Consider the following 12,013-nt stretch of genomic DNA (forward strand, 5'->3'; position numbering starts at 1 on the left):
TTTGAAGAATTAAGATTTTGGCAAGTCTTCAGTTTTATCTTGATCTTTCAAATCCTGTGTAGATGTTACCCAGGACATGAACCAAACGGCTCCTTTTCCTCGCCATTGTTTATTGGCCCAAAGAATGCCTATGACCAGACCAAGGATAGACAGCAGCAATCCAAGTACAAAAGTAACTTTATTGGGGTTGTAAAGATAGGTGAGAGTGCCAAGAATTAACCCGATTAACAAAGGCGAAGCAACAATTCTAAGCCAAGCGATAGCTTCGGTAAAGAGTCGGAAGAGTTGAAATAATTTTTCTTCTGTTTTGTTGGTCTTTGTAGGATTGTTCATGACTGTTATTTTTTTATAAAGATATTCATTTTGACGACACCAATTAAAAGACCTCCTCAGATTTTTCTGAAGAGGTCTTGTTTTTTAATTGTAATTATTCAAAAAAGAATTATTGTAATTTTTTCAACAATTCTTTTGTTGAAGCGGCATCTTCGCCTGCTTTTTCAGCAAGTTTTATTGCTTGTTCTGCCATGGATTTTGCATTGTCTTTTTCACCCACTTTGAAATAAAGGTTTGCCAAAGTATCTGTGTTTGCATAGCTTTCATCTTTTTTTACCGATTTTTCAGCCCAAAGTACAGCTAATTTTAATGCGTCCTTGTCGGTAACATTTTCATAAAAATTCCAAGCAACTTCGTTTAATTCGTTGGATGAGAATTTTTCATCATTTCCTTCTTTGTAGTAAGCAATGGCTAGTTTTTGATAATCTGCAAATTTTTTAGATTTAAGAGCCATTCTCATTTTTATTTGCAATAAAGTTTTTTCAGCTTCTTCTTTCGTCATGAATTTGGTAGCCTCTTTCATGTAGATTTTATCATCAATCGCTTTGGTCTCTTTGTTGAATGCCGTTTTCATAATGGCATTTAATTGTAGAGATTTTAGCATTTGGTTGTACTGAGACTCAGGCATTAGATTTGTGATCTCAGATTTTTTGTTAACCACCACTTTGTACAAAGGAGAGTTTGCATCTTTGGTCAAGCTGAAAAGTGACATTAGATCTTCTTCAGTAAAGGCTTGGTTTTTGTTGGTTTCAAAATATTTGATGGCTGCTTTTTCCGCCAATTCGGGTTCGCTGTAAGCAAAAGCTTTCATCACACCTTTCAAAATTACCGGTTCTGTAGATCCTGAGTTGAATTTAGCCTTCAAATAAGACATTTTATTGTTCGGGTCAAGTGCTTCTTTCGCAATTTTTATAAATTCTGGAGCAACAAAATATCCCGTTCCTCTATAGATTACCTCTCCATTTCCATCGATGAAAAGATAGGTAGGGTACGCCTTTACACCGTATTTTTGTGCAATAGTTACGCCTTCACCTTTTTCCATGTCTATTTTTGTGTTGATGAAAGCCGAGTTGTACACTTCACCAACTTCTGGTAATGTAAAGACTTCTTTATCCATCTTTTTGCAGGGACCACACCAAGAAGCATAGGCATCCATAAAGATGAGTTTATTTTCTTTTTTTGCTTTGTCCAAAAGGTTTTTGAACGAATCGTTTTCAAATTTTATACCTTGTGCGAAGACCATAACTCCGGCAAGTAACATCATAAAAGCTGATAATTTTTTCATATACAGAAAGCTATTTTTTTTAATTTGCCAAATGTACAAAAGTTTGAGAATATCAATCGGAATAATACAAAAAAAATCAGCACTTAATTTCAGTACTGATTTCTTTCTGTTTTTATTATTGAATGGTCTCGAATCTTGCGTATTCAGCAACTTTTTTAGGAAGTTTGATGCCTTCGGGGGTTTGGTTGTTTTCTAACAGAGCCGCCATAATTCTTGGTAATGCCATTGCCGATCCGTTCAGGGTGTGTACCAATTGTGTCTTACCGTCTTTTCTGTAACGGCATTTTAGCCTGTTGGCTTGGAAATTTTCAAAATTAGAAACCGAAGAAACTTCAAGCCATTTTTCTTGAGCAGCACTCCACACTTCAAAGTCATAGGTCATGGCCGAAGTAAAGCCCATATCGCCACCGCACAATCTTAAAATTCTGAATGGAAGTTCTAGGTCTTCCAAAATGGATTTCACATGATTTACCATTTCTTCTAGGGCAGCATAGGAATTTTCTGGTTTTTCAATTCGTACAATTTCTACTTTTTCGAATTGGTGCAGGCGGTTGAGTCCTCTAACATGGGCGCCGTAACTGCCGGCTTCTCTTCTATAACATTGGGAGAAAGCGGTATTTTTTACCGGGAAATCTTTCTCGTCGATGATGGTATCTCTGTAGATGTTGGTTACCGGAACCTCTGCAGTAGGGATCAGGTACAGGTTGTCTTCGTTCACAAAGTACATCTGACCTTCTTTGTCCGGCAATTGGCCTGTTCCGTATCCTGAAGCTTCATTGACCACATGCGGTGGGTTTACTTCGAGATATCCGGCATCTGTATTTTTGTCCAAGAAATATTGCACCAAAGCTCTTTGCAGTCTAGCTCCTTTTCCTAAATAGACCGGGAAACCTGCTCCGGCAATTTTTACACCCAATTCGAAATCGATCAGGTTGTATTTTTTTGCCAATTCCCAATGGGGGATGTTTCCGGCTCCCAAACCTTGTACTTCATGCGATTGGTACACGATCTCATTGTCATCGGCAGTCGTTCCTGCTTTTACCAAGTGGTAGGGGATGTTTGGGATTTGGTATAGGATGTTTTGAAGTTTTTCTTCAACCAAAGGTTTTTGAGCCTCCAATTCTTTGATCCTTTCAGTATATTCGGCAGTTTTAGCTTTGGCATTTTCAGCCTCGTCTTTTTTGCCTTCTTTCATTAAAAGACCAATTTCTTTGGAAATTTTATTTTTCTCTGCATTCAGGTTGTCAAGTTCAAATTGAAGTTTTTTTCTCTCTTCATCCAATTGTATGGCTTCGTCAACCCATTCGGTATTTTTGAAATTTCTCTTTTTTAGTCCTTCTAAGACCAATTCTTTTTCGTCTCTTAAAAAATTAACTTGTAGCATAGCAGAGTTTTGTATTTATCTTCCGTGAAGCATTTTCTTTCTCGGAAATTCGTTTGCAAATTTAATGATTTATTTAAAGATTTTAATGATGTTTTCCGTACCCGAATTTTTTGTAAAAACCGTAGTCCCGTTGTAGGTGGCCGAACTGATCTGAAACAAGTCCGGACTCATGGTGTAGTTTAAGACCAGAGTGTCCAAGGTGGTTTGGGTAGCGTTTCCCTTTGTTTTTCTTAAGGAAAGAGCAATTTTTGATTGGTAGTGGTTGTTGTCCAAAGCCATTCGTTTTGCTCCCGCCAAATATTCAATATAACTCACGGTGTCGCTTGTTTTTTTCAACGATACAGAAATGGGAGCATTGTCCGTTTCTCCAAAAACATCGTTCATGGAAATGGAGGTGTAGGAGTTGGGGAGTTTTGCATTCAACATGTCCTGACCGGCAGAATCGATGAAGATTTGTACTTTTTGGTCGATGAACTGCAAGTCGTCGTTTGAATTTCTACAAGAAGTCGTGGCGAAAATTAAAATAACGATTAATAGAAATGCTGCATTTTTTCTCATAAAGCAAATATACTTCTTATTTTAATTTTTTAAAATAGTTCCAAAATTGCCAACCCATAAGAATGCCTGTGGAAAATAATGTTAACGATTGGGCTACTGCCATCCCGAAAATGCCGTAATCATTTACCAAAAAAAACGAAAACGAAGATAAGACCATCAATGCAAAAACGGAAACTGCCGTATTGGCTTTCATCTTACCCACTGCTGAAAGTAGGTTTCCATAAAGGTTTCTCAGTAAAATATTGATTAAAAATGCGGCAAACAAAACCACAAATGAGGTGGACGAATCCAAATACTCCTCACCAAATAAAAGTTGGATAATGTCTTTCTTTAGCCAAAGTACAATGCCAAAAATGAACAAACACAGAGGCAAAAAAAGTTTATAATAATTGAATATATAGTTTTTTAGAAAAGTTCTGTTGTCGTAATTTTTCGCCAATTTCGGAAAATCACTTTGCATAAAAACGAGCGAAAGAAATGTGATGTTGGCCGGTAAGATGATGGCAACCTTGTAGTGGGCAACACCTTGTTCGGACATCAACCAACCCAAAATAAGAATGTCCAATGCAAAAAGAGCATCCGACAATACGGCAGTTCCGGAAGAATGCAGGGCGTAATTCCAAATTTCTTTTTTGTTGAAATTAAAGTCTGTGTGTTTTTTTAGGGTGCTAAATTTTAACCAAAACATCGACAGAAATGGAGCGATAGCCATGGCGACAAGGTATCCGTAAAGTTGAAATAAGTAGGTTAGGACTGCTGTTAGAAGCAAGCCGCCGAGATTAACTGCATTGTTGATGTTAGCAAAAATTCTGTTATTTCCTATAATTCTTTGTTCGGATTGAAGATGATTGTGAAAAAAAATCCCAATCAGCCGGATGAAAAAAAATAAAAAAATGTAAAAAGCATCTTCAATTTTTTGAATATAAAAAATACTGATGGCTAAAAACAACACACTGATCCCAATATGATATACAAATCCTTGTTTGAAAAGATAGGTCGATAGCCGGTATTGGTCTTCTGTTTTATTTTTAATGGATCCAAATCTCAGTAAACTTTGTGAACTGCCCAAACCGGAAAAAGGCGCAAACAAAGAGAATATTGAAAATACCAAGGTGATGCTACCGAACTCACCGACAGGCATCCATCGGATCAGGATGAGGGAGGTGATAAAGGCGCATATTTTAGAAATAAGCAACGATAGAAAAACGAGATGTCCGCTGTTTTCCCAAAAAGAATAAAGAAATTCTTTTAAACTTTTCATGGTTGAAAATAGAGTTTGAAAATCGCCAAAACATTGACGGCTTGGCATTTGTGGAAGAAGTTTTCTGAAGAAAACAAGACTTCCATTTCGGTTTTTAGCTCAGGGTAATTCTCCAATCGCCACAGGTTTTCAGAAAAATAATTCTGATAGTAACTTTGTAAAATCTCGCTTTTTTCAAAATAATAAGCATACGGATACATGCTGGACTTTTGCGGAGAGTTCAGGATTTTTTCATTGATTTTTTTGAAAATAGGTTTCAAAAATTGATCTCCAATTTTGGTTTTCCAAGCAGCATCGGGTTTTAGTAAAGTCCTTTCCCAACGGTATTCTGTAGCTTCGGGGCAATAGGTCTTTATCCATTCCAGATAGAAGCGGTGTTTGTATTTCCAATCTTCCTTCAGACTGAAAGAGAAATTTAACATTTCTTTGGACATGAAAGGCGAAGTCTGATAGGCTTTTTGCTGCTGAACTTGTGCGCCCAAAACCGTTCTGTTGTAGGCAATGTTTTTTAGGAGAAAGGCTTCTTCGGTTTCATATTTGCCCATAATATTTTTTAGATCGGCTTCTACTTTTGGAAGAAAAGCATCGTTAAAAATGATTTTGAAAAAAGAAGGTTTCTTGCGATGGGGTTCCGAGTTGAAGCCTCCCAAAATGCCATCTCCAATCTGTCCACTGTGGAAAACACCAAAGTTTTCGTACTTCAATTTGTCCAAAGCGTATTGGACATGGACGCCACCGGTGTATAGGCCACAACCTTCGGATATTTTGGTGAGTTGGTCTATTTTATTCAAAAATTCGCCACCATCAAGCGGAATAAATTCGTAGTGCAAACGGTAGTCTTTGGCGATTTGTTCAGAAATTTTGTGATCCCAATACCGACTTTGGGAAAAACAGAGGATGTTTTCTATGTCGAATCCTTTTTGCAAAGCATACATCATGCCCACTCGGCTGTCCAAACCACCGCTGAGCAATGCCAATGATTTTTTTTGAAGTTCAAGATCTTTTTCATATTCCATTTCCACCGATCTGCCGAAAATTTCGTGCATATCGAGCAATCCTTTTTCAAAAGATTTGTTGTAGTAATTTTCGGAAAAAGGGCTGTAGTAGCAGTGTTCCGAAATGTTTTGGTTTTCGATGTCTATTGAAATGCAACGACCATCAGAAATTTTATAAACATCTTGGATGGGGCATTCGTTTTCCAAGATATTGCCAACGCACAAAAGCTGGTACAAGGCTTTTATGTTGGGGTGTAGCTTTATTTTTTCGGATTTTAGACCCTCGGCCAATCGAATAAGACTGCTGTCTATCCAAATTTTATTTCCAAATTTTGTGTAAAAAACCCTTTGTGTTGCTGTGGGATTGGTAAAGACAACCACTTTATGGTCTTTCTTGTTCCAAACATAACCTCGAAATTCACCGTCCAATTCTTTGATGAAATTCTCTTTTTTATGGTGATAAAGTTCTAAAATTAGGGTTTTGAAATCGCTGAGAGCAAAATCGGTCAGTAATTTTTTTTTGTTGAGAACCAAACCTTCGATGGCAATTTCCAAATCGTCGTTTTTTATACAAAGATTATCGTTTGCCTCAGTATTCATGTGGCAATGGATTTCTACGATGTTGTTTACGATTTTTATAGAAAAACCAGGCGTCATTGTGTGTTTGGAAAAATAATTATAGGATGTGTGTTTTCTTCAAAGAATCAAATGTACTTATTTCTTAAGAATATCAGCGTATATTTCTGAATATTGTTCGCCAATTTTTTCTACAGAAAATGTTCTCTCGGCATAGCTTTGGAGCGCGTTTCGGTGATGTTGGACTTCTCCATTTAAAATATTAACCATGGCTTCTTCCAATAAATTCTCATTGGGAAAGTCGAGCAATATTCCGAAATTTTCTGGAAGAAATTCGGAAACGCCTCCAACATTGGTCGAAATTACCAGCAAACCGCTTGCAAAAGATTCGGCAATCACACAAGGTTGGTTCTCGTCATTGCTGAACAGGATAAAACAATCGGATCGCTTCATTCTTTCTGCAACTTCTTGTATGCTTTGCATCCCGAAAATTTCTATTTTATCTTGAAAGCCGGATTCTATGGCCGTTTTTTTTAAATTTTCTATAGTTTGTTGTGTTCCGTCTCCTCCCAGTTGCAACTTAAATTGATGTCCTTTTTTTAATAACCGAATGGCGGTATTAAGGATTTTGTCTGAATTTTTTCTCGGGATCAAATTGGAAACATGGATGAACACAAACTCATTTTTTTTCTCTTCATTCACGGAGAATAACGAAGTATCCACAACATTCGGTACGACTTTCATCGTGGTCGTTATTCCCAAATTTTTTAAACCTTTTTGCAAATCAAAACTGACGGGTAAAATGCAATTGGCACGATTGCCAATGAATTTAGCCGTTTTCAGAATGTTTTTAGGAGTAATGTTTTCATTGGATTTTCGAAGAGCTGTCCAATGTTCGGTAACGACAAACGGAATTTTAAACCTCTTTTTAAGATATACTGCAAATATCATAGAGTTGTGCAATACATTGGCATGAACCAAGTCGGGTCTGTCCATTTTTTGGAATCCCTTTTGGTAAGCCTTCATCCTTCTATAAAAATTTAGAATAGGATTGCGAGTGTTTTTATAGTAAACAACCAGAGTCCTAATCTTGTTGATGATCTTGTCATCAAAAACATAAGTTTCCTTTTGATTGAAATCTCCAATGGCATGCAGGACTTCCACCTCATGGATTTTTGCTACGGCTTCTGCGTGTCGTTGTACAAAATTACCATTGGTGGGTTCTATTTTGTTGGGGAACCAAGAGGAGATGAAAAGGATTTTTAACTTCATGAGTTGTCGTTAGTCCTACAAAAATAAAGATTTTGTAAGCGAAATTGAATTATTTCAAAAGAGAATGGTACAAAGAGAAGAATTTTTTTTGAGAATCAAACGCCAATTCATCCAGGTCTAAAGTCGCAATTTCTCGCCATTCTACTTCAGAGATTTCCTCTTTTTCCAAGTCGAATTTTGGTTTTTCATCCACCTCATAAAGGAAAAACAGATCCAAAGTGTTGTACAAAATGTCTTTGTACAAATAGGTATTGGGCAAAGAAGTAATGTATTTGAGCTTTTCAGGGTCGATGTCCCATTTTAATTCTTCGTAAAGTTCTCTTTTGCAGGTTGCTTCTGCGCTTTCGTTGGGATCTGTAAAGCCTCCGGTAAGATCCAGTTTTCCTTTTGCCGGGTCGCAATTTCTTTTTGCAAAAAGCAATTCACGGCCATATTTTACAACGACCGCTACTGCAGAAGCAATATTGTGGTAAAGAACAAAATAACAAGTTGGACAATACAGTTTCTTTTCCTGATCCCATTTCAATTCTTTTTGCCCACATTTAGGACAGTACATGAGGTGATTCATTAGTTCATGTTTCTTGGGTGAAAATCCAATATGGTTTGTCGTAATTCTTCATTTTCCAAATGGGTATAGATCTGTGTCGTGGTGATGCTGCTGTGTCCCAACATTTCTTGGATGAATCTAAGATCGGCACCGTTTTGAAGCAGATGAGTGGCAAATGAATGTCTGAAGGTGTGCGGCGATATTTTTTTATTGATACCGGCTTTATCTGCTAACTCTTTGATGATGATAAAAACGATGACCCTAGACATGGATGTACCACGGCTGTTTAGGAATAAAACATCTTCGTGCTTTTGATTTATTTTCAATTGTGATCTCACCGTTTTTATATAATTTTTCATTAATTTAATGGTGAAATCGGCCAAAGGTACCAATCTCATTTTATCTCCTTTTCCGTCAATTTTCATGAATTTTTCTTTGAAATTGATGTTGGAAATTCGAAGTTCAATGAGCTCAGAAACGCGTAAACCACAACCGTAGAGTACTTCGATCATGCATTTGTTTCTTTGTCCCAATTGGGTGCTATCGTCTATAGCGGATAAGATGGTGTCGATGTCTTGCAAACTTAAAGTGTCGGGCAAATAAAGTCCCAACTTTGGAGATTCCAACAGGTGTGCAGGGTTGTCTGTACGCAATTCGTCTTCATGCAAATATTTGAAAAATGCTTTTATGGAAGAGATCCAACGGGCTTGGGATCTTTCGGAAAATTTTTCTTTAGAATTTTGATAAAGATATTCTTGGAGATGATCGTGTGATATATCCAAAGGGTTGGTGCCATCCAGGTGGTTTTCAGAAAAATGTTTTAGTTTTTTTAGATCACTGATGTACGCATTTAGGGTGTTGTCAGATGAATTTTTTTCGAATTTCAAAAAAGATTCAAAATCTTTTATTTTGTCATCCCAGTTCATTTTTGTGTTGTTTTTATAATTTCTATTCTCTTCTGTTTTCTTCTTTTTTTAGAACAATTCTTCTTCAGGGATTTGTTCTATTTCTATGTTGTGTTCTTTTAAAAAGGAAATTCCATCGTCGTCAGAATATTCATTGATGTACACGACTCTCGAAATTCCTGCTTGTAGAATTAATTTGCTGCATTCTTTACAAGGCGAAAGGGTCAGGTAAAGTGTTGCCCCTTTTGCACTTTGTGTAGATGAGGCGAGCTTTAGAATGGCATTGGCTTCAGCATGTAAAACAAACCAGTGGGTTTTGCCGTCTTTGTCTTCGCAGCAGTTGTCAAACCCCGATGGAGTACCGTTGTATCCATCGGAGATGATCATTCTGTCTTTTACAATCAATGCTCCTACCTGCTTTCTTTTGCAGTAAGAAAGTTGTCCCCATTCTCTGGCCATTCGTAGGTAGGCAATATCAAATTTATTGAGAGGCATTGTTTATTTGAATTCTGGTTTTCTTTTCTCTAAAAATGCAGTTACACCTTCTTGTTTGTCTTCTTGTTCAAACAGTTCACCGAAAAATTTAATTTCAGTTTCAAAACCTTTATCAGTATCCGATAGGTTTACCGCTTTTATGGCTTTTTCTATCGCTTGAGGTGAGTTTTTTGCAATGGCAGAAGCTAATTCTTTCGCTTTAGGCAATAAGTCTTCTAAACTGAAAACTTCATTGACCAATGAGATTTCTTTTGCTCTTTGTGCAGGAATCATTTTGGCTGAAAATATCAATTCATTGGCCAATCCTTTGCCGACTAATTTTGCCAGTCTTTGTGTGCCACCGTAACCGGGAATTAGCCCTAGTGTTACTTCAGGCAGACCCAATTTGGCATTGTCGGAAGCATAACGGATGTGGCAAGACATGGCCAATTCTAATCCGCCGCCTAAAGCAAAACCGTTAACGGCTGCGATAACCGGTTTTTTTAGGTTTTCTACTTTATTGAATAAAATATTCTGTCCTACACGAGCCAATTCTTCGGCTTTATCTTGGTTGAAATCTGCGAATTCTTTGATGTCGGCTCCAGCTACAAAGGACTTTTCTCCACTTCCGGTAAGGATGATCGCTCGAACCGTGTTGTTATTTTCTAATTGGTCAAAAGCGTTGCTAAGGTCTTGTATGGTGTTTTTATTCAGCGCGTTAAGGCTTTGAGGTCTGTTGATGGTTATTGTTGCAATTTTATTTTCTATTTCGATATTAAGATTGTCAAATGTCATAATATATGTATTAAAAATGATTTTAATTTATAAAAGTAATATTTTTTTATAATAAAAAAAAGAAAATGATAGAAATCACTTTCTTTTTTTGTGTAAATTGTTAAAAATAATTGTATATTATTTTGAATGATTCAAGGTGTTGGTGTCTATATTAATGTTGAGTCCCATGGCGATCTTCATTCCTAATTCAATATTGGCACGGAAGAAATGGCAGAGTTGCCTGTTGATGATTTCCTCTCGTTTAGGACCAGAAATTTTGCTCATATGATCAATAATATTTTGTATTAACCGTCCCTTTTCTTCAGGATTTAAGACTTTAGTATATAGAAGTCCTGGTTGAGTATAGTGATCGTCTTCGTTTTCATTTCTATTGTAGTGTCCTACCCAATTGCTGTCCAATTCGTAATTGTTGTTTTTGTATTTTTCATCAGTAACAATGTCATCAAAACTATTTGGAGAATAATTTGGTGTGTCACCGGCTGGGTTGGTTGCCATTGCGCCGTCTCTTTGATAGTTGTGATAGCCGTATGGACAGGCGTTTACCGGAAGTTGGTGGTAGTTGGCACCCAAGCGATAGCGTTGTGCATCGGGATAGGAAAATATTCTGCCTTGCAGCATTTTGTCGGGAGAAAATCCTATTCCGTTTATAATCTGACTTGGTGAAAAAGCCGCCTGCTCAACATGTGCAAAGTAATTGTTCGGGATTTCGTTGAGTTCTAAAATGCCTACTTCGATAAGTGGAAATTCTTGATGAGGCCATACTTTGGTAACATCAAAAGGATTCCAGCGGAATTCTTTTGCTTGTTCATCAGACATAACCTGAATGTACAGCTTCCATTGTGGAAATTGTCCTTTTTCTATAGATTGGCAAAGGTCTTCTTGAGCAAAATCTGGATTTTCTCCCGCTAATTTCGTCGCTTCGTCATCCGACCAATTTTTTATCCCTTGCAGTGTTTTAAACTGAAACTTTACCCAAACTTGTTGGTTGTCGTTATTGGTCATGGAAAAGGTATGAGAGCCGTAGCCGTTCATGTGGCGGTAACCGTACGGCGTACCTCGATCCGACATTAAAATTAAAACTTGATGTAAGCTTTCGGGATTCAAACTCCAAAAATCCCAAATCGCCGTGTGGCTTTTCAAATTGGTTTTGGGGTCTCGTTTTTGAGTGTGGATGAAATCGGGAAATTTTTTAGCATCTTTTATGAAAAAAACCGGAGTGTTGTTTCCAACAATGTCCCAGTTCCCCTCTTCGGTATAAAATTTCGTGGCAAAACCTCGCGGATCTCTTGCGGTATCGGCTGAGCCTTTTTCTCCACCAACAGTAGAAAATCTGGTGAAGGTTCTGCACGAGTTGCCCACCTTAGAAAATAGCTTTGCTTTGGTATAAGAACTGATGTCTTGGGTTACCGTAAATGTCCCGTAAGCACCGCTGCCTTTTGCATGAACCACGCGTTCTGGAATTCTCTCGCGGACAAAGTGTGCTAAGTTTTCTTGCAACATGAAATCTTGTAACAATACAGGGCCTCTAGGTCCTACGGTTTGCGAGTCTTGATGCTCAAAATAAGGGTTTCCTTGTGCTGAAGTTAATTTTTTGTTGCTCATAATGAAGAGATTTGTATGAAAAATAC

Annotated in this window: 12 protein-coding genes; all 12 read right to left on the reverse strand. The window is 37.4% G+C overall.

What is annotated here, in order from left to right:
• Nucleotides 1–9: 9 nt before the first annotated feature.
• The 12 genes from H9Q20_RS07475 to H9Q20_RS07530 all read right to left on the reverse strand — a co-directional run bounded on the left by H9Q20_RS07475 (nt 10) and on the right by H9Q20_RS07530 (nt 11,987).
• Entirely contained in the window at nt 10–333 is a 324-nt protein-coding gene (locus tag H9Q20_RS07475) for a hypothetical protein (RefSeq protein WP_124643146.1), read from the reverse strand.
• Between the two features lie 109 nt (nt 334–442).
• Complete coding sequence (locus tag H9Q20_RS07480; protein WP_124643148.1) at nt 443–1,618, reverse strand: thioredoxin family protein; 1,176 nt, start codon at nt 1,616–1,618, stop codon at nt 443–445.
• Nucleotides 1,619–1,733: 115 nt separating this feature from the next.
• Nucleotides 1,734–3,002, reverse strand: coding sequence for a serine--tRNA ligase (gene serS, locus H9Q20_RS07485; protein ID WP_124643150.1), 1,269 nt, complete (start codon nt 3,000–3,002; stop codon nt 1,734–1,736).
• A gap of 69 nt (nt 3,003–3,071) precedes the next feature.
• The gene (locus tag H9Q20_RS07490) at nt 3,072–3,560 is read right to left on the reverse strand and encodes a hypothetical protein (RefSeq protein WP_124643152.1); all 489 of its coding nucleotides are present in this window, start codon (nt 3,558–3,560) and stop codon (nt 3,072–3,074) included.
• Nucleotides 3,561–3,576: 16 nt separating this feature from the next.
• Nucleotides 3,577–4,821 (reverse strand): oligosaccharide flippase family protein, encoded by a 1,245-nt coding sequence (locus H9Q20_RS07495; RefSeq protein ID WP_164472044.1) that lies wholly within the window; start codon nt 4,819–4,821, stop codon nt 3,577–3,579.
• Nucleotides 4,818–6,473, reverse strand: a complete 1,656-nt coding sequence (locus H9Q20_RS07500) for an asparagine synthase-related protein (protein WP_187477409.1) — start codon at nt 6,471–6,473, stop codon at nt 4,818–4,820. Before H9Q20_RS07500 ends, H9Q20_RS07495 begins: the two co-directional genes overlap by 4 nt.
• Nucleotides 6,474–6,530: 57 nt before the next feature.
• Nucleotides 6,531–7,664 (reverse strand): glycosyltransferase, encoded by a 1,134-nt coding sequence (locus tag H9Q20_RS07505; RefSeq protein WP_187477410.1) that lies wholly within the window; start codon nt 7,662–7,664, stop codon nt 6,531–6,533.
• A 49-nt stretch (nt 7,665–7,713) separates the two neighbouring features.
• Entirely contained in the window at nt 7,714–8,232 is a 519-nt protein-coding gene (locus H9Q20_RS07510; protein ID WP_124643160.1) for an NUDIX hydrolase, read from the reverse strand.
• Nucleotides 8,232–9,137: a site-specific tyrosine recombinase XerD gene (gene xerD / locus H9Q20_RS07515; RefSeq protein WP_124643163.1), complete on the reverse strand. Its 906-nt coding sequence runs from the start codon at nt 9,135–9,137 to the stop codon at nt 8,232–8,234. Before xerD ends, H9Q20_RS07510 begins: the two co-directional genes overlap by 1 nt.
• A gap of 48 nt (nt 9,138–9,185) precedes the next feature.
• Nucleotides 9,186–9,611, reverse strand: coding sequence for a dCMP deaminase family protein (locus H9Q20_RS07520; protein ID WP_124643165.1), 426 nt, complete (start codon nt 9,609–9,611; stop codon nt 9,186–9,188).
• 3 nt (nt 9,612–9,614) lie between these two features.
• Nucleotides 9,615–10,385, reverse strand: coding sequence for an enoyl-CoA hydratase/isomerase family protein (locus tag H9Q20_RS07525; RefSeq protein ID WP_124643166.1), 771 nt, complete (start codon nt 10,383–10,385; stop codon nt 9,615–9,617).
• A 117-nt stretch (nt 10,386–10,502) separates the two neighbouring features.
• The gene (locus H9Q20_RS07530) at nt 10,503–11,987 is read right to left on the reverse strand and encodes a catalase (RefSeq protein ID WP_187477411.1); all 1,485 of its coding nucleotides are present in this window, start codon (nt 11,985–11,987) and stop codon (nt 10,503–10,505) included.
• Between the last annotated feature and the right edge of the window lie 26 nt (nt 11,988–12,013).

It is taken from the genome of Amniculibacterium sp. G2-70, from assembly GCF_014353055.1.
GTDB lineage: Bacteria > Bacteroidota > Bacteroidia > Flavobacteriales > Weeksellaceae > Amniculibacterium > Amniculibacterium aquaticum.

Excerpts from the sequence above, each read along its gene's own strand:
- H9Q20_RS07525 (WP_124643166.1), bottom strand. The coding sequence starts at position 10,385 with ATGACATTTGACAATCTTAATATCGAAATAGAAAATAAAATTGCAACA.
- H9Q20_RS07490 (WP_124643152.1), bottom strand. The coding sequence starts at position 3,560 with ATGAGAAAAAATGCAGCATTTCTATTAATCGTTATTTTAATTTTCGCC.
- H9Q20_RS07510 (WP_124643160.1), bottom strand. The coding sequence starts at position 8,232 with ATGAATCACCTCATGTACTGTCCTAAATGTGGGCAAAAAGAATTGAAA.
- H9Q20_RS07520 (WP_124643165.1), bottom strand. The coding sequence starts at position 9,611 with ATGCCTCTCAATAAATTTGATATTGCCTACCTACGAATGGCCAGAGAA.
- H9Q20_RS07475 (WP_124643146.1), bottom strand. The coding sequence starts at position 333 with ATGAACAATCCTACAAAGACCAACAAAACAGAAGAAAAATTATTTCAA.
- H9Q20_RS07500 (WP_187477409.1), bottom strand. The coding sequence starts at position 6,473 with ATGACGCCTGGTTTTTCTATAAAAATCGTAAACAACATCGTAGAAATC.
- serS (WP_124643150.1), bottom strand. The coding sequence starts at position 3,002 with ATGCTACAAGTTAATTTTTTAAGAGACGAAAAAGAATTGGTCTTAGAA.
- H9Q20_RS07495 (WP_164472044.1), bottom strand. The coding sequence starts at position 4,821 with ATGAAAAGTTTAAAAGAATTTCTTTATTCTTTTTGGGAAAACAGCGGA.
- H9Q20_RS07530 (WP_187477411.1), bottom strand. The coding sequence starts at position 11,987 with ATGAGCAACAAAAAATTAACTTCAGCACAAGGAAACCCTTATTTTGAG.
- H9Q20_RS07480 (WP_124643148.1), bottom strand. The coding sequence starts at position 1,618 with ATGAAAAAATTATCAGCTTTTATGATGTTACTTGCCGGAGTTATGGTC.
- H9Q20_RS07505 (WP_187477410.1), bottom strand. The coding sequence starts at position 7,664 with ATGAAGTTAAAAATCCTTTTCATCTCCTCTTGGTTCCCCAACAAAATA.
- xerD (WP_124643163.1), bottom strand. The coding sequence starts at position 9,137 with ATGAACTGGGATGACAAAATAAAAGATTTTGAATCTTTTTTGAAATTC.